Annotated in this window: 21 protein-coding genes; 6 read left to right on the plus strand and 15 right to left on the minus strand. The window is 61.8% G+C overall.

Going from position 1 to position 20,823, the window contains the following annotated elements; genetic code table 11:
- Window positions 1-21 precede the first annotated feature (21 nt).
- Genes AC1DZE_RS05305 through AC1DZE_RS05320 form a run of 4 tightly spaced genes read right to left on the minus strand, consistent with a single transcriptional unit; the run spans window position 22 to window position 4,269 of the window.
- Window positions 22-729 carry a response regulator gene (locus tag AC1DZE_RS05305; RefSeq protein WP_477668766.1) on the minus strand — a complete coding sequence of 236 codons (708 nt, stop codon included), beginning with the start codon at window positions 727-729 and terminating at the stop codon, window positions 22-24.
- Window positions 716-2,671, minus strand: coding sequence for a type IV pili methyl-accepting chemotaxis transducer N-terminal domain-containing protein (locus AC1DZE_RS05310; RefSeq protein ID WP_477668767.1), 1,956 nt, complete (start codon window positions 2,669-2,671; stop codon window positions 716-718). Before AC1DZE_RS05310 ends, AC1DZE_RS05305 begins: the two co-directional genes overlap by 14 nt.
- A gap of 56 nt (window positions 2,672-2,727) precedes the next feature.
- Complete coding sequence (gene holA / locus AC1DZE_RS05315; protein WP_477668768.1) at window positions 2,728-3,837, minus strand: DNA polymerase III subunit delta; 1,110 nt, start codon at window positions 3,835-3,837, stop codon at window positions 2,728-2,730.
- Window positions 3,838-3,846: 9 nt separating this feature from the next.
- Complete coding sequence (locus AC1DZE_RS05320) at window positions 3,847-4,269, minus strand: Lrp/AsnC family transcriptional regulator (protein ID WP_477668769.1); 423 nt, start codon at window positions 4,267-4,269, stop codon at window positions 3,847-3,849.
- Window positions 4,270-4,408: 139 nt separating this feature from the next.
- Between AC1DZE_RS05320 and AC1DZE_RS05325 the strand changes: the two genes are divergently transcribed.
- On the plus strand, window positions 4,409-5,497 hold the full coding sequence (locus tag AC1DZE_RS05325; protein ID WP_477699855.1) for an ornithine cyclodeaminase: 1,089 nt from the start codon (window positions 4,409-4,411) through the stop codon (window positions 5,495-5,497).
- Window positions 5,497-6,411 (plus strand): arginase, encoded by a 915-nt coding sequence (gene rocF / locus AC1DZE_RS05330; RefSeq protein WP_477668771.1) that lies wholly within the window; start codon window positions 5,497-5,499, stop codon window positions 6,409-6,411. The genes AC1DZE_RS05325 and rocF overlap by 1 nt, the downstream gene beginning before the upstream one ends.
- A gap of 13 nt (window positions 6,412-6,424) precedes the next feature.
- On the opposite strand, the gene AC1DZE_RS05335 is transcribed toward rocF, so the two are convergent.
- From AC1DZE_RS05335 to AC1DZE_RS05360, 6 genes are all read right to left on the minus strand, one after another.
- Window positions 6,425-6,931: an LPS-assembly lipoprotein LptE gene (locus AC1DZE_RS05335; protein ID WP_477668772.1), complete on the minus strand. Its 507-nt coding sequence runs from the start codon at window positions 6,929-6,931 to the stop codon at window positions 6,425-6,427.
- 40 nt (window positions 6,932-6,971) lie between these two features.
- Window positions 6,972-9,614, minus strand: coding sequence for a leucine--tRNA ligase (gene leuS / locus AC1DZE_RS05340; protein ID WP_477672086.1), 2,643 nt, complete (start codon window positions 9,612-9,614; stop codon window positions 6,972-6,974).
- Between the two features lie 124 nt (window positions 9,615-9,738).
- Window positions 9,739-10,185: an ExbD/TolR family protein gene (locus AC1DZE_RS05345; protein ID WP_477668774.1), complete on the minus strand. Its 447-nt coding sequence runs from the start codon at window positions 10,183-10,185 to the stop codon at window positions 9,739-9,741.
- A gap of 3 nt (window positions 10,186-10,188) precedes the next feature.
- Entirely contained in the window at window positions 10,189-10,830 is a 642-nt protein-coding gene (locus tag AC1DZE_RS05350; RefSeq protein ID WP_477668775.1) for a MotA/TolQ/ExbB proton channel family protein, read from the minus strand.
- Window positions 10,831-10,870: 40 nt separating this feature from the next.
- Window positions 10,871-11,695 carry a 4-hydroxy-tetrahydrodipicolinate reductase gene (dapB, locus tag AC1DZE_RS05355; RefSeq protein ID WP_477674060.1) on the minus strand — a complete coding sequence of 275 codons (825 nt, stop codon included), beginning with the start codon at window positions 11,693-11,695 and terminating at the stop codon, window positions 10,871-10,873.
- 14 nt (window positions 11,696-11,709) lie between these two features.
- Window positions 11,710-12,285, minus strand: a complete 576-nt coding sequence (locus AC1DZE_RS05360; protein WP_477668777.1) for an outer membrane protein assembly factor BamE — start codon at window positions 12,283-12,285, stop codon at window positions 11,710-11,712.
- A gap of 127 nt (window positions 12,286-12,412) precedes the next feature.
- On the opposite strand from AC1DZE_RS05360, the gene fur reads away from it, so the two are divergent.
- Window positions 12,413-12,865, plus strand: coding sequence for a ferric iron uptake transcriptional regulator (gene fur / locus AC1DZE_RS05365; RefSeq protein ID WP_457281494.1), 453 nt, complete (start codon window positions 12,413-12,415; stop codon window positions 12,863-12,865).
- A gap of 201 nt (window positions 12,866-13,066) precedes the next feature.
- Here the strand turns inward: fur and hprK are convergent, their stop codons facing one another.
- On the minus strand, window positions 13,067-14,017 hold the full coding sequence (hprK, locus tag AC1DZE_RS05370) for an HPr(Ser) kinase/phosphatase (RefSeq protein ID WP_457281495.1): 951 nt from the start codon (window positions 14,015-14,017) through the stop codon (window positions 13,067-13,069).
- A gap of 68 nt (window positions 14,018-14,085) precedes the next feature.
- A complete protein-coding gene (locus AC1DZE_RS05375) occupies window positions 14,086-14,559 on the minus strand; it encodes a PTS sugar transporter subunit IIA (protein WP_477668778.1) in 474 nt (157 codons plus the stop codon).
- On the opposite strand from AC1DZE_RS05375, the gene AC1DZE_RS05380 reads away from it, so the two are divergent.
- Entirely contained in the window at window positions 14,449-14,742 is a 294-nt protein-coding gene (locus AC1DZE_RS05380; protein WP_477668940.1) for a hypothetical protein, read from the plus strand. The genes AC1DZE_RS05375 and AC1DZE_RS05380 overlap by 111 nt on opposite strands.
- A 57-nt stretch (window positions 14,743-14,799) precedes the next feature.
- On the opposite strand, the gene hpf is transcribed toward AC1DZE_RS05380, so the two are convergent.
- On the minus strand, window positions 14,800-15,129 hold the full coding sequence (gene hpf / locus AC1DZE_RS05385) for a ribosome hibernation-promoting factor, HPF/YfiA family (RefSeq protein ID WP_007872838.1): 330 nt from the start codon (window positions 15,127-15,129) through the stop codon (window positions 14,800-14,802).
- 462 nt (window positions 15,130-15,591) lie between these two features.
- Between hpf and AC1DZE_RS05390 the strand changes: the two genes are divergently transcribed.
- Window positions 15,592-16,806: a patatin-like phospholipase family protein gene (locus tag AC1DZE_RS05390; protein ID WP_477668779.1), complete on the plus strand. Its 1,215-nt coding sequence runs from the start codon at window positions 15,592-15,594 to the stop codon at window positions 16,804-16,806.
- Between the two features lie 242 nt (window positions 16,807-17,048).
- Window positions 17,049-18,038: a magnesium and cobalt transport protein CorA gene (locus AC1DZE_RS05395; protein ID WP_477668780.1), complete on the plus strand. Its 990-nt coding sequence runs from the start codon at window positions 17,049-17,051 to the stop codon at window positions 18,036-18,038.
- Between the two features lie 98 nt (window positions 18,039-18,136).
- Here the strand turns inward: AC1DZE_RS05395 and AC1DZE_RS05400 are convergent, their stop codons facing one another.
- Window positions 18,137-18,895, minus strand: a complete 759-nt coding sequence (locus tag AC1DZE_RS05400; protein ID WP_477668781.1) for a 5'-methylthioadenosine/adenosylhomocysteine nucleosidase — start codon at window positions 18,893-18,895, stop codon at window positions 18,137-18,139.
- A 110-nt stretch (window positions 18,896-19,005) separates the two neighbouring features.
- Complete coding sequence (locus AC1DZE_RS05405; RefSeq protein ID WP_477668782.1) at window positions 19,006-20,694, minus strand: long-chain-fatty-acid--CoA ligase; 1,689 nt, start codon at window positions 20,692-20,694, stop codon at window positions 19,006-19,008.
- Window positions 20,695-20,823 lie beyond the last annotated feature (129 nt).

A 20,823-nucleotide genomic window follows, 5' to 3' on the forward strand; every position in this document is an offset into this window, starting at 1 on the left:
CTGCCCCGGCCTTGATCTTTGTCAAGTCAGGTCGCGGCCAGCCGCGTAGACCGCGGCCTGCACGCGCGAGCTGAGCTGTAGTTTGCGCAGGATGTGCTGAACGTGAATCTTCACCGTGGTCTCGGCGATATCGAGCTTGCGGGCAATCACCTTGTTGCTGTCGCCATGCGCGATCAAGGCCAGGACCTCCCGCTCGCGGGCCGACAGCAGCGCAAGGGCCGAGTCGTTCTGCTCCGGCGCCAGCGCGCTCCCATTGCTGCTCGTTTCCACGGCAGCGACCTCGCCGGTCACGGGCAAAGGGGGCTTGGACCGGAAGGCCGCCACCAGCTTGGTCATCATTTCCGGGCTCACGACCGACTCGCCTTCCAGGACCTTGATGATGGATTCCGACAAATGGTCCAGCTCCACAGTTTTCAGCAGATAGCCGTCGGCTCCGGCTTGCAGCGCTGTGGCCAGATCCCCTTCGTTTTCGCTGACCGTCAGCATCAGGATGCGAGTGCCTGGCGCTGCGTCCTTGAGCGCCGCGATGCCATCCACACCAAGTACCCCCGGGAGATGATTGTCAAGCAGAATCAGGTCAGGTTTGCTGCGCGCTACGCAGCGCAATGCCTCGCCGATATCGCTGGCCTCGCCAGCCACGTCGAAACGGCCATCCTGCAACAGGAGCGCCACCAGCCCTCGGCGAAACAGGGTGTGGTCATCCACCACCAGCAATTCAATGGATTTCATTGAGGTCTCCCTGAGCTGCCGTACGAAGTGCTGCAGCTGGTGCCGGTGCCGTGGACTGCGCCGCCATGCCACCTCCGACCTCGGGATGAGGCGGCAATGTCAGCGTGACCGTAGTTCCTTGCCCCGCCGCGGAGACAACGTTCACTTCAGCACCAATACGCCCGGCACGCTCCCGCATGATGTTGAGACCCACATGTGACTCCCCCGGGTGCTTTTGGGTGTCGAAGCCGGCACCGTTGTCCCGCACCACAAAACGCCAACGTGCGCCTTTGACTACTTCCAGCTCGACTTGCGCGGCACCGGCATGCTTGCGCACATTCGACAGCGCCTCCTGCACCACATGCAGCACCTGAACCTGCACATCGGATGGCAGCGGCAGCCCTTGGCCATGGACCTGCAATTGCCCGGACAGCCCCGTCTGGCTCTGGAATTTCTGCAGTGTTTCCTGCAGCGCCTGCTCAATATCGTCAGTGTTGGTGCGCGTGCGGAAATGCACCAGCAATTCGCGGACGTCGCTGATGCTTTCGCGCAACCCAATGTCCAGTTCATCAAGAGCGCCTTGCATTTGCGAGGTCTGGCCCTTCTGTACGGCTGTTCGCAGCAACTGCACCTGGATCTTGAGAAAGGCCAATGACTGGGCAATCGAGTCGTGCAGGTTGCGCGCCAGCAGGGCGCGCTCCTCCGCGACCGCCGCCTCCCGGTCCAACGCGTCTGCACGCAAACCCTCCAGGGAACTGGCCAGGTGGCTGGCCAGTGCGTCCAGCAATTCGACTTCGTCGGCGCTCAGCAAAACAGGCGCGCGAAAGAACAGGTTGAATTCGCCGAGCAGGCGTTGCTGCAGCCGTATCGGCACACTGACCACGTTTTCGTACCCCACCTTGGCGCAATGGCGTACCGGCGCTTCATCGTGGCTGAGAATCGGGATCACGCGGGTACGCGCGTCCGGCCGCAGGTTGCCGCATGCACAGGCCCCGGCCAGCAGGCTGCGCTCTTCTTCCACGAGGTCTTGCGGAAAACAGTCGGAGGCCAGCATCAGATAACGCTGGTTGGCATCGTCGGACCAGCGGACTGTGGCGGCATCGGCCTTCATCACGGCGCGCACGCGCTGGGCAAAGCCGCGCGCCAGCTCGTCAATGCTGCCCGCCTGGGCCAGGAAAGCGCTGACCTTGTAGAGTGCCTCCAGTCGAACGCGCTGCGCCTCAATACGCCGTGTTTTGGTCTCGACCTTGGCTTCCAATCCTTCATAAAGCGATTGCAAGGTGGCCGCCATATGGTTAAAGCCGGCGGCCACCTGGCCAAATTCATCCACGGTGTCGACTTCGATGCGCGTCCTGAAATCCCCTGACTCCAGCTTCTGCAAACCTTGCCGGAGCTGCCCCAAGGGATTGATCACATACATGTAGCCGGTGTAAAGCATGATGACCGCCCCACCGATGGCCAAGGCCATCATCAGGAGCTGGAACAGGTTCAAGATGGCTGTCAGGCGGGACAGGTGTTGTTCGATCACCAGCACCAGGCGGTCGCTGGCTTCAACAAACTCGCCGCCGGCCTTCAGCAGGACCTGCGCCTGCGGGGCCGGCTCGGCCAGCCATAGCGGCCGCTGAGCAAGCCACAGGGACTCGACATCGGCAAAACGCTGGTGCACCTGGTCGTCCCACGGCACAAACAGCGGCCGGGACGGATCGCCCTCGCGCAACAGCGACAGACTCTCGTCAAACCGGGTCACCAGGCTCTGCCGCTCGGCACGCTCCACCCCCGCCTGCACCGCACTGGCCAGCCGCCAGGTTTGCATGCGCATACGCCCGGCCTCGTTGACCGCCGCAGCGCCTCCTTCAAGTTGCCAGGTCACCCACAGGGTCAACCCTATGGACGCCAGCGCGACGATCAGAAGGCTGGCACCTATGCGAATGAGTTTTTTGGACAGGGACGCCGTCTGTTGCATGTCACGAGCGTAACCCCGATCAGAGTGGCGCGCCACCCATGCCCTGGGCGTTGCTGCTAGGCCCTTGAGCCGTCCGCCATGGCATGCGGCCTGCGGGACACGGGCGACGGCGCCGCGCACTCGGCGCAGACCATACCGGCCAGCCGGTGCAGCGCCTGCCAGCCGTCGGCGGGCCAGTCAGGCTGCTTCAGGCCCTTGACGATGCCGTCGACCTTGTGGGCGGCGTGCAACAGATTGGACAAAGTGGTGTCACCGATCTGTGGCAGCACGCGCTCAAACAGTTTTTCCTTGATGCCCCAGACGCGGTTTTCGCGCAGCGCCATGGGCATGGGGCGCCCGGCGCTAATCGCATCTTTCACGCGCTTCATGCTGCGGATGTCTTCAGCCAGCGCCCAATGCACCAGCACTTCGGATTCGCCCTCGGACTGCAGGCCGTCGAGCATGCGCGCCACGCGCACCGACTGGCCGCCCAGTACAGCCTCAGAAAGCTTGAACACGTCGTAGCGCGCCACGTTGAGCACGGCGTTTTCCACCTGATCAAAACTCAGGGCGCTGTCGGGCTGTGCCGGGTACAACAGCCCCAGCTTCTGGATTTCCTGGTGCGCGGCCAGCAGGTTGCCTTCCACCCGGTCGGCAAAAAACTGCAGCGTGCGCTGGCCTTCTTCGCCGGCGGCCACGCGCTGGCCCTGCTGTTGCAGGCGCTGGGCAATCCACTGTGGCAGGCTGCGGCGGTCAATCGGGTCGAATTTGACGGTGACGCCGAAGCTTTCGAGCGCGCCGAACCACGCGCCCTTGGCCGTCATGCTGTCCAGCCGCGGCAGCATGACCAGAGTGAGGGTGGAGTCGTCGCCCTGTGCGCGTTCGGCGATTTGCTGCAACGCGACGGAGCCGTCTTTTCCAGGCTTGCCGCTGGGGATGCGGATCTCGACGATCTGTTTATCAGCGAAAAGGCTGAGCGAACCGCCGCTGGCCAGCACCTCACTCCAGTCGAAATGCGCGCCGGCCACGGTGTGCACCGTGCGCTCGGTATAGCCCTGTTCGCGCGCCGCAGCGCGCAGCGCGTCGGCAAACTCCTGCACCAGCAGCGGCTCGTCGCCGTGCAGGGTGTACAGGCTTTTCAAGCCGCGCTTGAGGTGTTCCTGGAGTTGGGCAGGGGCCAGATTCATGAGGGGAGTTTAAAGCTTGGTGGTCGATAGCAGCAGGCTGGTCTCGGTGTTGGCAATGCCTTCGAGCAGACGGATGCGGCTCAGCACACGGTCAAAGGCTTCCAGGGTGTCGGCCTGCAGTTCGGCGACCATGTCCCAGCGGCCGTTGGTGGTGTGCAGTGCGCTCACGGCCGGGTCGCCCCGCAGGGCCGCGAGCACCGCGTCGGTGCGGTTGCCCTCAACCGCCACCGTCATGAAGGCGCGTATGCGGTGGCCCTCGGCCTGGGGTTTGAGGCGAACGGTGTAACCGGTGATGGTGCCGTCGACCTCCAGCTTGGCCAGCCGGTTTTGCACCGTGCCGCGTGAGACGCGCAAAACCTTGGCGATGGACGCGACCGAGGCCCGGGCGTCGTCCCGCAACAGGGAAAGCAATTGGCGGTCGGTATCGTCCATGCAGACATTTTATTGGCGAAATACCAATAAATGCTGTCTATTTGATCAAACAATACATGAATTTGATCAACTTACTGTCTTTTCTTTAGCGTGCTGGCTGCAGACAATGGAAATCAACATAAGACCCGGGAGCCCCATCATGGTTGACTACATTGGCATTGAAAGCATTCAGAAAATCGTCCGCCAGCGCGGCGCGGCCGCCTTTATCGAAGGCCTGGCCGGCGAGATCGAGCTGGACTATCGGCGCTGGAACGACTTTGACAAATCGGCGCGCCACGCCATCCACTCGCCCGACGGCGTGATCGAACTCATGCCCACCAGTGACGGGCATCAGTATTCCTTCAAGTACGTCAACGGCCACCCCAAAAATACCGAGCTGGGTTTGCTGACCGTCACCGCCTTCGGCGTGCTGGCCGATGTGGACACCGGCTACCCCTTGTTGCTGTCAGAGCTCACCATCACCACCGCACTGCGCACGGCAGCCATGTCGGCACTGGCCGCCAGGTGGATGGCCCGCCCCGGGAGCCGCGTGATGGCGATCATCGGCAACGGCGCGCAAAGCGAATTCCAGGCCATCGCCTTTCACCACATGCTGGGCATACGCGAGATGCGCCTGTTTGACATTGACGCGGCAGCCAGCGATAAACTGGCCCGTAACCTGCATGCGTTGGGGCTGCAGGGCCTGAGCGTGACGATTTGCCAGTCAGCGGACCAGGCCGTGCAAGGAGCCGACATCGTGACCACCATTACCGCCGACAAACGCAACGCCGTCATCCTGACGCCGGAGATGATCAAACCCGGCATGCACCTGAATGCCGTGGGAGGCGACTGCCCCGGCAAGACCGAGCTGCACGCCGACATCCTGCTGCGCAAGGACGCCCGCGTGGTGGTCGAGTTTGAGCCGCAGTCGCGCATCGAAGGCGAGATCCAGCAAATGCCCGAGGACTTCAAAGTGGCTGAATTTGCCGACGTGCTCAAGGGCACGGCCAAGGGGCGTGCATCGCCCCGGGAAGTCACGATTTTTGATTCGGTCGGTTTTGCGCTGGAAGACTATTCGGCCCTGCGCTATTTGCACAAGCTGCAACTGGCGGACGTTGCCAATCGCCGCCAGATCGACCTGGTGCCTCATCTTGACGACCCCAAAAACCTGTTCGGCCTGCTGACGCCCGCCGAATCGCCGACCGCCAAGGCGCCCCGCATTTCCCCCATCCCTGAAATGGCACGTTGATGACCAAGTCTGTTGACCTGATTGGTGCCCCTACCGACATCGGCGCGGGCAGCCGCGGCGCCTCGATGGGGCCTGAAGCCTTGCGCGTGGCCGGCATCCGCGAAGCGTTGCACGGCCGCGGGCTCGAAGTTGTCGACACCGGCAACCTGGCCGGCCCCACCAATCCCTGGCTGCCGCCCGACGAGGGCTACCGGCACCTGGACGAGGTGGTCGCCTGGAACAAGGCGGTGCACGAAGCGATGTACCAGAGCCTCGCGGCCGGCCATCTGCCCATCCTGCTGGGCGGCGACCACTGCCTGGGCATTGGCTCGATCAGCGCGGTGGCGCGCTACTGCCGCGGCATCGGCAAGACGCTGCGCGTGCTCTGGCTGGATGCGCACACCGACTTCAACACCAACGCACTCACGCCCACCGGCAATGTGCACGGCATGCCGGTGGCGGTGCTGTGCGGCCACGGGCCGGCAGAGCTCACCAATATCGGCGGCATGGTGCCCGCCATGAGCCCCAAGGCGATACGGCAAATCGGCATCCGCAGCGTGGACGAGGGCGAAAAGCGCTTTGTGCGGCAAGAGGGCCTTGAGGTCTTCGACATGCGCTACATCGACGAGATGGGCATGCGCCACACCATGGAAAAAGCGCTGGCCGGCATGGACGCCAACACCCACCTGCATGTGAGCTTTGACGTCGATTTTCTGGACCCCTCCATCGCGCCGGGTGTGGACACCGCCATCAAAGGCGGCCCCACCTACCGCGAAGCCCAGCTGTGCATGGAGATGATTGCCGACACCGGTTTGCTCGGCTCGCTTGATGTGATGGAGCTGAACCCGGCACTGGACGTGCGCAACGGCACGGCCGAGGTGGCCGTGGACCTCATCGAGAGCCTGTTCGGCAAAAGCACACTGATGCGGGCCTGATGGGTTAGGGGCTTCAGAGTTCCGTCACCGCCGCCAGGCGGCGCATGATCTGCTGGACGACATCGCTTTGCATATCGCGGTACAGCAGGGCTTCTTCGGCCTCCTTTGCCAATACCGCCGACTCATTGAAGCTGATGTCGCGTTGCTGCATGATTTCAGTGTCGGGGATGAGTTCCTTGCCCGCCAGGGTACGCAGCTTGAAGCGAAAGCGCAGGCGCAGCTGAAACTCGCGCACCTGGCCCGAGGCATTGCGGCTCAGGATAACTTTTTCGCGCTGATCGCCCAGTGCATCGAGGATGACTTGCGCCTCATTGATCCTGCGGGCCTCGGTGATCACCTCCACTTTGCGCGTCGCCTGCAGTGAACGCCTGAGCTCCACCCCCAGCGGCGAAGTCTCGGCCAAGCCCGAATAAAGCGTAGTGAAGGCGAAGGTGGGCGCCTTGCGCAATGCGAAGCCGCATCCGCTCAGGCTCAGGGCGGCGGCTGAGGCCGACAGTGTGAGGAATGCGCGACGCTGCATGGCTGGCTTTCTGTGTGTTTTTTGAAGCGGTCTCAATGACCTAAATGACGATGTTGACCAGCCGGCCTGGCACCACGATCACCTTCTTGGCGGGCGCACCCGCAGCCTGTTTGGTGAAAGCCTCCGACGCCAGCGCGGCGGCCTCGATGGTGGCCTTGTCGGCGCCGGCGGGAACAGTGACGGAGCCGCGCAGCTTGCCGTTGACCTGCAGCACCAGCTCGATCTCGTCCTGTTGAAGAGCGGCTGCGTCGACTTCGGGCCAGGGGGCATCGAGCAGTTCGCCGTGCCGCGCCGCGTAGCCGAGCTGTGACCAGAGCGCATGTGCCAGATGCGGCGTAGCCGGGTAGAGGCAGCGCAGCAGGATGCCGAAGCCTTCGTGCAGTGCAGCGACTGCGCCCGCAGACGAAGCACCTTTAAAGTCCTCCATCGCGTTCAGCAACTTCATGTTGCCCGACACCACCGTGTTGTACTGCATGCGCTGATAGTCGTAGTCGATCTGCTTGAGCACCGTATGGATTTCCAGGCGAAGCGCCTTGACTTCCTTGTCAAAAGAAGCCGCAGCGCCCAATGGATGCGCGCCACTAGCTCCTGAATTCATAGCATGAAGCTTGACACCGAAATTCCACACGCGACGCAGGAAGCGGTAGGAACCTTCGAGCGCGGCGTCGTTCCACTCCAGCGTGGTGTCGGGCGGCGCGGTGAACATGGTGTAGAGCCGGGCGGTGTCCGCGCCGTACTTTTCGATCAGGTCCTGCGGGTCGACGCCGTTGTTCTTGGACTTGGACATGGTCGTCCAGCCCTCGTAAGGCACGGGCAGGCCGTCGGCTTTGGACGTGGCGGAGATCACCTTGGCGTGCTCGTCGCGCACGATATCGAGCTCATGCGCCCAGAAGTACTGCTTGCCGGTGGTCACGCGCGAGAAGGCCTCGTTGAGCACCATGCCCTGCGTGAGCAGCTTGGTGAAAGGCTCGTCGACCTTCACCAGGCCCAGGTCACGCATCACCTTGGTCCAGAAACGGGCGTAAAGCAAATGCAGGATGGCGTGCTCGATACCGCCGATGTACTGGTCCATCGGCATCCAGTAGTTGGCGCCTTCGGCCACCATCTTGTCGCCGTTCTTCGGGTCGCAGTAGCGCATGAAGTACCAGGACGAATCGACAAAAGTGTCCATGGTGTCGGTCTCGCGGCGGCCGCGCTTGCCGCAGACGGGGCAGACCACACCGGCGTGAAAGCCCGCATGCTTGTGCAGCGGGTTACCCGAACCGTCCGGCACGCAGTCTTGCGGCAGCACCACGGGAAGGTCTTTTTCAGGCACCGGCACAGCGCCGTGCTCTTCGCAGTGGATGATGGGAATGGGTGTGCCCCAGTAGCGCTGGCGGCTCACGCCCCAATCGCGCAGGCGCCAAGTGGTCTTCTTCTCGCCCAGTCCCTTGGCGGCCAGATCGGCGGCCACGGCATCGACTGCGGCCTTGCAGCCCAGGCCGTCGTACTTGCCCGAATTGATGGTGACACCCTGCTGCTTGTCGCCGTACCAGTCGGCCCAGGCGTCCAGGCTGTAGGCCTGGCCCTTGACATCAACCACTTGCCTGATCGGCAGCTTGTATTTTTTGGCGAATTCGAAATCACGCTCGTCGTGCGCGGGCACGCCCATCACAGCGCCGTCGCCGTAACTCATGAGGACGTAGTTGCCGACCCAGACTTCAACTTTGTCGCCGGTGAGCGGATGCGTGACAAAGAGGCCCGTGGGCACGCCTTTTTTCTCCTGCGTGGCAAGCTCGGCTTCGGTCGTTCCGCCGGCCTTGCATTCTTCAATGAAGGCGGCGATTTTTGGATTGGACACGGCGGCGTGCTGCGCCAGCGGGTGCTCAGGCGCCACGGCGCAGAAGGTCACGCCCATGATGGTGTCGGCGCGCGTGGTGAAGACATACATCTTCCCCTCGCCGATCAGCTTGCCGGAGGCGTCCTGGATGTCGTGCGTGAACGCAAAGCGCACGCCTTCACTCTTGCCGATCCAGTTCTCCTGCATCAGCTTGACGCGTTCGGGCCAGCCGGGCAGCTTGTGGCTGACGCTGTCGAGCAGTTCGTCGGCGTACTGGGTGATCTTGAGGTAGTAGCCGGGGATCTCGCGCTTTTCCACCACTGCGCCGGTGCGCCAGCCCTTGCCGTCTATCACCTGCTCATTGGCCAGCACAGTCTGGTCGACCGGGTCCCAGTTCACGACCTGGGTCTTGCGGTAGGCGATGCCTTTTTCCAGCATCTTCAGAAAGAGCCACTGGTTCCACTTGTAGTAGCTCGCATCGCAGGTGGCGACTTCGCGGCTCCAGTCGATGGCCAGCCCCATCGCCTGCATCTGCTTTTTCATGTAGGCGATGTTGTCGTAGGTCCACTTTGCCGGCGGCACGCCGTTTTTCATGGCGGCGTTTTCAGCCGGCAGGCCGAAGGCGTCCCAGCCCATGGGCATCAACACGTTGTAGCCCTTCATGCGCAGGTGGCGCGTGAGCATGTCGTTGATGGTGTAGTTGCGCACGTGGCCCATGTGCAGCTTGCCGCTGGGGTAGGGCAACATGGAGCAAGCGTAGTACTTCTTGCGGCTGGCGTCTTCCGTCACGCGGTAGGCGTCGGCTGCGGTCCAGTGGGCTTGAGCGTCGCGCTCAACGTCGAGGTGGTTGTATTTGTCTTGCATGGAGAACCGGGAAGGCGAAACGGGATAACAAAATGGAAGCCGTGAAAGGCTCCGGCCCCGCCATGCGGGCCGCGCAGCCAAAGGGCGAATCCCCGATTTTAGATGCTGGGCGGCTCTGCGCAGGTTACCGGGCCGCCGCAGGGCTGGCAGCCGCGGACGGAACAGGATCCGCCACAAAGCCGATCCGGTTGAGCCCGGCTTTTTGCGCCACGCCCATGACTTCCACGACTTTCCCGTAAGGCACGGCTTCGTCGGCACGCAACTGCACTTCGGTGTCGGGATTCTGGCCGGCGGTTTCCGCCAACCGGCGGGCAAGCTCATCCAGGCCCAGGGGCTTGTCATTCAGGAAAGCCTGGCCAGCCCTGTCGACCACCAGGGTGACGAATTTCGGCGCATCGGCCGGCTTGGCCGCTTCGGTCTTCGGCAAGTCGAGCCGGATGGTGCTGGCCAGTAGCGGAGCTGTAATGATGAAAATGACCACCAGCACCAGCATCACGTCGACCAGCGGCGTGACGTTGATGTCACTCATGGGCTGCGGGCCCTGGGTGCGTTCGAGGCGGCCGAAAGCCATTAGCTAGCCCTTATGTGCGAGTAACTCGCGCAAATCGCGTGCAAAGCCTTCGAGGTCGGCCTCGATACGGCCGACGCGACGGCCGAAAATGTTGTACGCCAGCACGGCTGGAATCGCTACCGCCAGGCCTGCCGCCGTCATGATGAGCGCTTCGCCGACGGGGCCGGAGACCTTGTCGATGGTGATCTGGCCGGCTGAAGCGATGCCGACAAGTGCGTGGTAAATGCCCCAGACCGTACCCAGCAGCCCCACAAAGGGTGCGGTAGAACCGACGGTAGCCAGCAGCACCTGGCCGAACTGCAGCTTGTCCAGGATGTCATGAAGGGCGTCGCGCAACACGCGGGTAAGTTGCTGGGACTTGTCACCCGCCGACGCCAGCGTACCGCCGGCCTGGATGTCCGTGGCAACAATGAGAGGCAACACCAGCGCCTCGCGGTCGAAGGCGGCCACTTTCTCCCGGGCTTGTTCTACAGAGGTCGATTGCCAGAAAGCAGCGGTGCTGCGTGCCACGTCTTTGGCGGCACGCTGAAGCAGCCAGGCCTTCCACAGGATCACGACCCAACTCGCGACCGACATGGCCAGCAGCAAGGCCGCCACCAGCTGGCTGACGATGCCGCCCTGGGTCATCAGGCTGAAGAAGTCCATCAGGTTAAAGCCTCCGAAACTGCCGTGACCGGCACCGCATTCATTTTTTCAGACCCAGCACGTCAAACATGTCAAAAAGGCCGGTGGCGTGCGAATCGAGGTAGCGCGCGGCACGCAAGCTGCCCTGGGCATAGTTGGCCCTGCTGGATGACTTGTGGGAAATTTCGATGCGCTCGCCGGTGCCCAAGAACATCACAGTGTGATCACCCACCACGTCGCCGCCGCGCACGGCCGCAAAACCGATGGTCGACGGGTCGCGCTCGCCCGTCACGCCTTCGCGGGCATAGACGGCGCAATCCTTGAGATCGCGGCCCAGCGCACCGGCAATCACTTCACCCATCTTGAGTGCGGTGCCGGACGGGGCATCCACCTTGTGGCGGTGGTGCGCCTCGACGATTTCGATGTCATAGCCGGTAGAAAGGGCCTGAGCCGCCATCTCGAGCAGCTTGAGCGTGACGTTGACGCCTACGCTCATGTTCGGAGCCATGACGATGGCGATGTCTTTGGCCGCAGCGGCTATCTCGGCTTTCTGCGCGTCGGAAAATCCGGTAGTGCCGATCACCAGCTTGACGCCCAGCTCGCGGCAAGCCGCCAGATGGGCCAGCGTGCCTTCGGGACGGGTGAAATCAATCAGCACGCCGGAATCTTTCAGGCCCTGCCGAAGATCGGCATTGATCAAAACGCCGCTCATGCGTCCCGAAAACGCGGCGGCATCACTGCCGATGGCGGAACTGGAAGCCACATCGAGCGCACCGGTCAGCTGGCAGTCGGCACTGGCGCCGACGGCCTCAATCAGCATCTGGCCCATGCGGCCGCTGGCGCCCGCTACCGCGACCCGGTGCCGTCTGGCCTGGGTCGCCTGGATTGAGCCGGCCCCGCTCACTGTTTCGGGCTTTCGAGCGGCGGATAGGAGGCAGACGGAGAGCCCGCTGGCGCACTGGTGGGCGCCGAAGTGGCTGCTGCCGGATTGGCTTTGACCTTTGTGGAAGCCTTGGTGAGCTGCTCTTCGGTGGCTTCCAGCACGGGCACATCGCCCAGTTTGCGTCGGTTGCCCAGTTTGGCAATGAATTCGGTCTCGCTCGGCATGGCGTCGCCTTCAAAGCGCTCCAGCTGGTCACCCTTGAAAAACACGGTGTATTTGTACGACTGGGGCTCCACGCCCTGGCGCTTCAGCGTAAAGACGTAATCCCAGCGGTCGCCATGAAACAGGCTGGCCATCAGAGGCGTTCCCATGATGGCCTTGACCTGTTCACGCGTCATGCCGGGGCGAAGCAGCTCAACTTGCTCCCTGGAGACAAAATTGCCCTGAATGACGTCCACCTTGTAGGGCGTGACCCAGTTGACCGGGTTGATCGAACTGCTGCTCATGTTGCTCAGGCTGCTGCAGGACGCCAGCACCGTGCAGGCCAGGAGCAGGAAAGCGGTTTTGGCGCTGTAACGATGATTTGCAGGCATGGCTGACATAGTGAGGGGGTGTAGCGATATGATCGTTCATTGTAGCGGCTGGGGGCCCCCGGCCGGCACCTGCCCAGAAGGGTCGCACCACCGCTTTACACAGCGGTTTCACCCAGAGAGTTTTCCCATGAGCAACATCGACGAACTGAAAAACACCGGCCTCAAGGCAACCCTGCCACGCCTGAAAATCCTGGAGATCTTCCAGGCGGGCAAACAGCGCCACATGACAGCCGAAGATGTGTTCCGGGTGCTGCTGGAAGACCGCTCGGACATTGGCCTGGCCACGGTCTACCGGGTGCTGACCCAGTTCGAGCAGGCCGGACTGCTGAACCGCAGCAATTTCGAATCAGGTAAAGCGGTCTATGAGATCAACGAAGGCCAGCACCACGACCACCTGGTCTGCCTCGATTGCGGCAAGGTCGAGGAGTTCTACGACGCCGAGATTGAAAAACGCCAGAATGCCGTCGCCAAAGCCAAGGGCTTCACCATTGCCGATCATTCACTGTCGATCTACGCTAACTGCACCAAAGACAAGTGCCCCAACCGCAACGGCGCACCGGTACGGCACCATCACGCTTAATTTTTAGCAGAAATGGCCTGCAGCCCTTTATATACAAGCGCAAGCAGCTATTGATTCAATAGCAAGTAAAACTGCGGCGCAGAAGGTGTGAAGAAACCGTAGCGAGCAGCCCGAGGTTGCATCGAGGACCGGAGCCGTACTTGCGTACGGCGAGGACCGCAGGTGCAAGATCGGGTTGCGCAGTAGGTTTATTCGCGCCTTCTAATCGTCTTGTTCCATGGCGCGGCGGTGCCGCTCCACGAAATCCTGGTAGGTATTGATGCCGCGCAGCTGCAAGATCGCATTGCGCACGGCGGCCTCGACCAGCACGGCGATATTGCGGCCGGCTTCCACCTGGATGATGACCTTGCGCACCGGGATGCCCAGCACGTCCTGCGTCAGCGGTTCGTACGGGATGCGTTCGTAATCGCGCTCTAGCGTTTCGCGGCGCACCAGGTGCACGATCATCTTCAGGCGCATCTTGCGGCGCACCGCCGTCTCGCCAAAAATGGCCTTGATGTCGAGCAGGCCGATGCCGCGTACTTCCAGCAGGTTTTGCAGCAGTTCCGGACAGCGTCCTTCAATCGTGGTCTGGTTGATCCGGTACAGGTCTACCGCATCGTCGGCCACCAGGCCGTGTCCGCGCGAAATCAGTTCCAGCCCCAGTTCACTTTTGCCCAGGCCGGATTCACCGGTGATCATGACGCCCAGGCCCAGGATGTCCATGAACACGCCATGCATGGAGGTGCGGTCGGCAAAATGCTTGGACAGGTAGGCCCTGAGCACGTCAATCACGAAAGCCGCCGATTCGGGCGTGGCGAACATCGGCAACTGGGCGCGTTCGCACATCGACAGCAGCGTGTCCGGCGCGGTCTGGCCGTCGGCGACGATCAGCACCGGTGGCTCCAGCGTGATGATGCGGGAAATGCGCCGGGCGCAGTCCTCAGGGCTGGCATTCGTGAGGTAAGCAACCTCGCGTTCGCCCAGGATCTGCACGCGGTAGGGATGAATGTAGTTGAGGTATCCGACCAGATCGGCGCCAGAGCGTGCAGCCCGCACGGCGACTTCGTCGAAACGCCGCTCGGAGGCCCCGAGGCCGGCAACCCATTCCCATTTCAGGGCGGCGCGGTGGTCTTCAAATAAAACGTCAGCGCTGACAACGGTGGGCTTCATGCGGCCTTGTACTTTTCCTGTTCAAGACCCTGCCGGGCCGGACAGCGTGCAACCGTGCAACACCGCATCTAAGAACTGACTTCGTGGACGGAATGCCAGGAAGCGATCAGGTTGTGCAGTCCAGCGGCATCGGTGCTGGTCTTGAGTTGCTCGCGCAGGGAGCTGTCGCTAAGCAATTCGGCAATTTCCGAAAGAATTTCGAGGTGTTTTTGAGTGGCAGCCTCGGGAACCAGCAGAAAAATCAGCAGGGCTACGGCCTGTTCGTCCGGCGCATCGAAGCCAATGGGCGCCTGCAACAGGAAAACGGCCGCCATGGGGGCCTTCAGGCCCTTGATCCGGCCGTGCGGAATCGCCACGCCGTGGCCAAGCCCGGTGGAGCCCAGGCGTTCGCGGGCGAACAGGCTGTCCGTGATCAATGCGCGGTTCAGGCCATGTTGGTTCTCAAACAGCAGACCGGCTTCCTCGAAAGCGCGCTTCTTGCTGGTCGCTTCAACGCTGACCAGAACCTGGGAGGGGGGCAAAATTTGCGAAAGACGGTTCATAACAATCTTTTAGTCGCCGAATTATGCACTTTGCAGCGGGTTGACCGCAAAAAAGGCATTAAAAAGCCGCTTGGCGCCACAAGCGGCTTCGGCGTCTGGTTTGGCGCGCCTGCAGATGCCCTGCAGATTCGCCGCGACAGAAAACGTGCAATGCAGGTTTTTCCGTCTGCACGCCACCGGTGAATGCGGCCCTTCGAGGAGAAGCCGCGCACTCTGAAAAGGGACAGCCCGAAAAGACTTTCAGGCCTGGCGCTTGGCAGCAACGTGGTGGTGATCCTGGGTTCTGGTTTTGTAACGCCCAACCTGACGGTCCAGCTTGTCTGTCAATTCATCAACTGCGGCGTAAAGATCAGCGTGGGAGCTCTCGGCAAACAGGTCGCGGCCCTTGACATGCACATTGCATTCGGCCCGCTGGCGTCTTTCCTTTTCTTTCATGTTGTCCACTGTCAACAGGACTTTTACGTCTACTACCTGGTCGAAATGCCGGGTAATCCGATCCAGCTTGCTGGTCACATAACCGCGTAGCGCGGGGGTAACTTCAAGATGGTGGCCGCTGATCGTCAAGTTCATAAAGAGACTCCTTTTTCCAAGGTTGGAGCTGGGTTGAAAACACTGCCGGGCCCATGAAGGCGAGGCAGCGGACGGGGACACTCTCTTGGATTCACTATGCGCCCGATGCCCCGCAATTGCAACCTTGCGCCGCAATAAATAATGAAACCTTATGAAAAACCCCTTGACCCGATTTCACTGCATGCGCTGAGTGCTGGCGTGCCGCCCTGGCAGCGCCTGAAGGCCTTTGATTCTTCTGGCTTTTTACCAAGTCAAACCGTGTGGCGGCCAAGCCAGCGGACTTGCAGGAAGTCTTTCGCGGCGGCATCATGCTGACACAATTGCCCGCAGCCGGCCCGGCCCCATCAATGAGGCAATGGCAAAGACTGAAACAGCGCCCCATGGCGAAAAAACCATAACACCAGCCGATCAAGCTCATGCCCCGCCTGCTTTCACCACGTCCGCCGCATACCCGGCCCGGCCATGTCGCTTGAGACCATCATTTCTTCTGCGTTAACCCGCCCTGACGAGGCGCAAAATGCCCTTGTCCTCATGGGCGGCGGCGCACGCACGGCCTACCAGGCGGGAGTGCTTCACGCCCTGTCAACCATGCTCAGCGTGCAGGGCGGTGCGGCTGACCCGAAATTCCCGTTCAAGATCCTGGTGGGCACGTCAGCCGGTGCGTTGAACGCAGCTTTCCTGGCAAGCCATGCGGGTGAAGGCTTGCAGGCATTCGGCCGATTGGCCAATTTCTGGACCACATTGCGCTCATCGCAGGTTTACCAGCTCAAGGTTCCCGCGTGGATCCGTTCAAGCCGCATTGCGGCGGCGCTGTTTTTGTCGCAGCAGGTGCGGGCGCAACAATCCCTGCTGGACAACACACCGCTGGTCGACACCTTGCACCATGCCATTTCGCTGGGCCACATCGAGCAGGTGCTGCAGGATAAAACCCTTCACGCGCTGGCCATCACGGCCTCCAGCTACAGCAGCGGCGTGCACTGGACGTTCTGCCAGATGGCTGCCGGCCGCCACGCCGATCTCTGGAGCCGGCCAGGGCGGCGTGCAGAGTTCCAGCCCGTCACCATCGAACACCTGATGGCTTCCAGCGCCATTCCCTTCCTGTTCCCCTCCACGCCGCTCTGGGTGGACGGCCACCGCGAGTTCTTTGGCGATGGTTCCATGCGCCAGAGCTCCCCGCTCTCACCCGCCTTGCACCTTGGGGCCAGCAAGGTGCTGGTGATCGGCGTGGGGCAACCCGAGCGCGCCGGTTTCGTCGGCAGCAACGGGCCGAACGTGAGCGGCCGGCCCACGCTGGGCGCCATTGCCGGCCATGCCATGGCCAGTGTGTTTCAGGACACGCTGCAGGCCGACGTGGAGCAGGCCCAGCGCGTGAGCAAAACCGTGCGGCAGATGCCGCGCGAAATCGCGGCTGTCATGCCCTACCGGCCCGTCGACGTGTTGGCGATTGCACCGTCACAGTCGCTCGACGCACTGGCGCAAGCCCACGCCGGCGAATTACCGCGGGGGACCTACAACGCGCTGGCTGGCCTGGGTGCGCTGGGCGCCAAAGGCAGTCCGGGAGGCGCCGCACTGGCCAGCTACCTGCTGTTCGAGCCGGGGTTTGTCAAGGCGCTGATGGCGCTGGGCGAACAGGACGCTTACGCGCGAAAGAGCGAGCTCATCGAGTTTTTTATGTAGCGCAAGCGGTGGATAAACCAGGTGTGAAATGCCATAATCGCCGCTTATTCATTACGGAGAAATCCTTGGAAAGCAGCCCTAGTTGCTAGCTTTCAACACCGCAGACTGACGCCAGGCTTGCAAAGGCTCACGTTGAAAGGGGGTTGAAAGCGATGCCATATCCCACCGCCCTTTTACCGCGCTTTCGCGCAAGGCCTGAGCGTTCGCCTTGTGCCGGCCCTTGAACCGATAGGCAGTCAGTCATGCTCAATATTTTCACGCTGGCCAACGGCCGGCTTTTCCAGGAAGAAATCGAATCCCTGGAAGAACTCTCCAAATTCCAGCCCATCTGGGTGGATCTGGAGTCTCCCACCCTCGAAGAAAAACGCTGGATCAAGCAGTACTACGGGTTGTCCATTCCGGAAGACGCGATGGACGAGGACATTGAAGAGTCCGCGCGCTTCTACGAGGAAGACAACGGCGAGCTGCACATCCGCTCCGACTTCCTGATTGCCGACGACGAAGAGCCGCGCACCGTGCGGGTGGCTTTCATCCTGAACCTGGTCAACGACGACCTCAAGAGCAAGGGTGTGCTGTTTTCCATCCACGACGAAGACGTGCCGGTTTTTCGCCTGCTGCGGATGCGCGCGCGCCGCGCCCCGGGGCTTATCGAAGACGCCAAGGAGGTGCTGCTCAAGCTGTTTGACGCCGACGCCGAGTATTCCGCCGACACGCTGGAAGGCGTTTATGTCGAGCTCGAAAAAGTCAGCGCGCAGGTGTTGTCGGGCGACGTGACCGACGCCCTGGCCGGCGAAGTGCTGGGCGCCATTGCCCGCCACGAAGACCTGAACGGCCGCATCCGCCGCAACATGATGGACACGCGCCGCGCGGTCAGCTTCATGATGCGCAGCAAGATGCTCAACGCCGAGCAGTTCGAGGAAGCGCGGCAGATTCTGCGCGACATCGACTCGCTCGATTCACACACCGCCTTCCTCTTTGACAAGATCAACTTTTTGATGGATGCCACGGTAGGCTTCATCAATATCAACCAGAACAAGATCATCAAGATATTCTCGGTGGCCAGCGTCGCGCTGCTGCCGCCTACGCTGATCGCCAGCATCTACGGCATGAATATGTCTTTCCCCGAACTGCAGCTTCTGGGGCCGGCGGCTTATCCGTATGTGATCGCGCTGATGGTGGCCAGTGCACTGGTGCCGATGATCTATTTCCGCAAGCGGGGCTGGCTGAAATAGCCGCTCTCAAGCTGCCGCGGGATGCACCCCAGGTATCAAATCAGGATCCAACCCAATACAGACAAGCGCGAGCAGCTATCAAATAGATAGCAAACACTTTAAACGGGAATCGCCGGCAGCAACTTCTCAACAATGGCACGCGCGTAGACGCTGGCCACTTCCGCCACAAATGCCGGAAAGTCCACGTGCGCGGTGTCGTCGGCGCGGTCGGAAATCGTTCTCACCGACGCAAACGCCACGCCGTAGTCATGGCAGACCTGCGCCACGGCCGCACCCTCCATCTCGACCGCCAGCGGCGTGTGGCCTGCTGCAATCAGTGCCGCACGGATACCGGCGGCTTCCTGCGCACCGCAGACAAAGCGGTCGCCGCTGATCATCAGCCCGCGGTGGACACGCGCAGACGGATACGCCGGCACAGTACCGGCAGCCAGCGCCGCCGCGTGCAATAACGCCGTCAAAGCCGCGTTGCTTTCAAAAACCGTCTTGCCATACAGCGGAACCTCATAGCGGGGAAACAGCGGTGAGGCGTCCATGTCATGCTGCACAAAACTGTCGGCCACCACCACATCGCCCACATTCACACTTTCGCCCAGCCCACCGGCCACACCGGTGAATACAATGCGGCCGACCTTGAAGTGCTCGATCAGCGCCACCGCCGTGGTGGTTGCCGCCACTTTTCCGATACGCGCGAGCACCAGCACGACCGGGTGCCCGTGCAGGGCACCAAGCCAGAACTCGCGGCCAGCGTGCTTCACCTGCCGCGCGTTTTCCAGCAGGTCAATCAGGCCGGACTGCTCTTCAGCAAGGGCGCTGAGGATGGCGGTGGGTGCACGGGGGAAGATGTCAACGGAAGTCATGCCCTGATTTTGCCCGCGCTTTCAACACCGGGGGCGCAGAAAAAAGGGCAGCTTGCGCTGCCCTCTAGAAAACCTGCCGCGCATGCGCGGCGAGCTCTGAAACTTGCCGTTTATTTCTTGTCGCGCAGTTCGCGGCGCAGGATCTTGCCAACCGGCGTCTTGGGCAGATCGGTACGGAACTCCACCACTTTCGGTTGTTTGTAGCCTGTGAGATTGGTTTTGCAGTATTCCCGCACCTGTGCTTCCGTGAGCTCGGGATTCTTTTTCACGATCACCAGCTTCACGGCTTCGCCGGACTTTTCATCGGCAACGCCTACGCAGGCACATTCCATCACGCCGTCGAGCTTGGCCACTACATCCTCAATTTCGTTCGGATAGACATTGAAGCCGCTCACAAGGATCATGTCTTTCTTGCGGTCGACGATCTTGAAGAAGCCGTTTTCATCGACCACGCCGATGTCGCCTGATTTGAAGTATCCGTCGGGCGTCATGACCTTGGCGGTCTCGTCGGGGCGCTGCCAGTAGCCGGCCATGACCTGCGGACCCTTGATGGCGATTTCGCCGGGCTGGCCTTGCGGGACTTCATTGCCGTCGTCATCGAGCAGCTTGAAGTAAGTGCCGGGAATCGGCACACCGATGGTGCCGGTGAAGGCCTTGCTGTTGGTCGGGTTGCAGCTGGCCGAGGGTGATGTCTCGGAAAGGCCGTAACCTTCGCAGACCGGGCAGCCGGTTTTCTCGAGCCACAGCTTGGCCACCGCGCCTTGCACAGCCATGCCGCCACCCAGTGAAATCTTCAGGTGCGACCAGTCCACGGTGTTGAAGTCCGGGTGATTCGCCAGGCCATTGAACAGGGTATTGACCGCGGGGAAGCTGTTGATCTTGTGCCTGGAGAGCTCTTTAAGCACGGCCGTCAGGTCACGCGGATTGGGGATCAGGATGTTTTTGCTGCCGGTGCGCATGCCCAGCATCATGTTCACGGTGAACGCGAAGATGTGGTACAGCGGTAGCGCGCAGACATACGTGAGCTGCTCGCCGGCCGGCAGGGCCGCCATGGCCGGGCTGTTCCAGGCTTCGGACTGCAGCACATTGGCGATCACGTTGCGGTGCAGCAGAACGGCGCCCTTGGAGACACCTGTGGTGCCGCCGGTGTATTGCAGCACGGCCACGTCGTCTGGTTTGATGTCGGGCCGCTTGAGCGTCAGGCGCGTGCCCTGCGCCACAGCGTCGTTAAAACGCACGGCGCCGGGCAGGTTGAAGGCCGGCACCATCTTCTTGACGTTGCGCACCACGTAGTTGACGAGCGCACCCTTGAGCATGCCCAGCTGGTCACCCATGGCGCACAACACCACGTGCTTGACGGGCGTGGCGGCAATGCATTGCTCGAGCGTGTTGGCGAAGTTTTCGATGATGACGATCGCCTTGGCGCCCGAATCCTTGAGCTGATGCTCCAGTTCGCGCGGCGTGTACAGCGGGTTCACATTGACCACCACATAGCCGGCGCGCAGGATGGCGGCCACCGCCACCGGGTACTGCGGTACGTTGGGCATCATGATGGCAACGCGGTCGCCCTTAGCCAGGCCCAAGCTCTGCAGGTAGGCGCCGAAGGCGAGCGACAGGCTGTCGGTCTGGCCGAAGGTCACGTCCTTGCCCATGAAGCTGTAGGCGACGCGGCTGCCGTGTTTCTTGAAGCTTTCCTCCATCAATGCGACCAGCGACGGGTACTGGGACGCGTCGATATCGGTAGGAACGCCCGGCGGATAGGCTTTGAGCCATGGGCGGTCAAGGGTCGCTGCATTCATGTTTGTCTTCTCCATTACGTATTGCTTACTGCCATGGATTCTCATGGCGTGCCCTCTTCGTGGCTATTGCGTTTTCCCTAGGAAACCCGGGAAATCAGGAGGGAAGCCTCTCTAAATCGGGGTGCGCCC

Source organism: Polaromonas sp. P1_F1, from assembly GCF_056405795.1.

Excerpts from the sequence above, each read along its gene's own strand:
- AC1DZE_RS05305 (WP_477668766.1), bottom strand. The coding sequence starts at position 729 with ATGAAATCCATTGAATTGCTGGTGGTGGATGACCACACCCTGTTTCGC.
- AC1DZE_RS05310 (WP_477668767.1), bottom strand. The coding sequence starts at position 2,671 with ATGCAACAGACGGCGTCCCTGTCCAAAAAACTCATTCGCATAGGTGCC.
- holA (WP_477668768.1), bottom strand. The coding sequence starts at position 3,837 with ATGAATCTGGCCCCTGCCCAACTCCAGGAACACCTCAAGCGCGGCTTG.
- AC1DZE_RS05320 (WP_477668769.1), bottom strand. The coding sequence starts at position 4,269 with ATGGACGATACCGACCGCCAATTGCTTTCCCTGTTGCGGGACGACGCC.
- AC1DZE_RS05325 (WP_477699855.1), top strand. The coding sequence starts at position 4,409 with ATGGTTGACTACATTGGCATTGAAAGCATTCAGAAAATCGTCCGCCAG.
- rocF (WP_477668771.1), top strand. The coding sequence starts at position 5,497 with ATGACCAAGTCTGTTGACCTGATTGGTGCCCCTACCGACATCGGCGCG.
- AC1DZE_RS05335 (WP_477668772.1), bottom strand. The coding sequence starts at position 6,931 with ATGCAGCGTCGCGCATTCCTCACACTGTCGGCCTCAGCCGCCGCCCTG.
- leuS (WP_477672086.1), bottom strand. The coding sequence starts at position 9,614 with ATGCAAGACAAATACAACCACCTCGACGTTGAGCGCGACGCTCAAGCC.
- AC1DZE_RS05345 (WP_477668774.1), bottom strand. The coding sequence starts at position 10,185 with ATGGCTTTCGGCCGCCTCGAACGCACCCAGGGCCCGCAGCCCATGAGT.
- AC1DZE_RS05350 (WP_477668775.1), bottom strand. The coding sequence starts at position 10,830 with ATGGACTTCTTCAGCCTGATGACCCAGGGCGGCATCGTCAGCCAGCTG.
- AC1DZE_RS05360 (WP_477668777.1), bottom strand. The coding sequence starts at position 12,285 with ATGCCTGCAAATCATCGTTACAGCGCCAAAACCGCTTTCCTGCTCCTG.
- fur (WP_457281494.1), top strand. The coding sequence starts at position 12,413 with ATGAGCAACATCGACGAACTGAAAAACACCGGCCTCAAGGCAACCCTG.
- hprK (WP_457281495.1), bottom strand. The coding sequence starts at position 14,017 with ATGAAGCCCACCGTTGTCAGCGCTGACGTTTTATTTGAAGACCACCGC.
- AC1DZE_RS05380 (WP_477668940.1), top strand. The coding sequence starts at position 14,449 with ATGTTGGTTCTCAAACAGCAGACCGGCTTCCTCGAAAGCGCGCTTCTT.
- AC1DZE_RS05375 (WP_477668778.1), bottom strand. The coding sequence starts at position 14,559 with ATGAACCGTCTTTCGCAAATTTTGCCCCCCTCCCAGGTTCTGGTCAGC.
- hpf (WP_007872838.1), bottom strand. The coding sequence starts at position 15,129 with ATGAACTTGACGATCAGCGGCCACCATCTTGAAGTTACCCCCGCGCTA.
- AC1DZE_RS05390 (WP_477668779.1), top strand. The coding sequence starts at position 15,592 with ATGTCGCTTGAGACCATCATTTCTTCTGCGTTAACCCGCCCTGACGAG.
- AC1DZE_RS05395 (WP_477668780.1), top strand. The coding sequence starts at position 17,049 with ATGCTCAATATTTTCACGCTGGCCAACGGCCGGCTTTTCCAGGAAGAA.
- AC1DZE_RS05400 (WP_477668781.1), bottom strand. The coding sequence starts at position 18,895 with ATGACTTCCGTTGACATCTTCCCCCGTGCACCCACCGCCATCCTCAGC.
- AC1DZE_RS05405 (WP_477668782.1), bottom strand. The coding sequence starts at position 20,694 with ATGAATGCAGCGACCCTTGACCGCCCATGGCTCAAAGCCTATCCGCCG.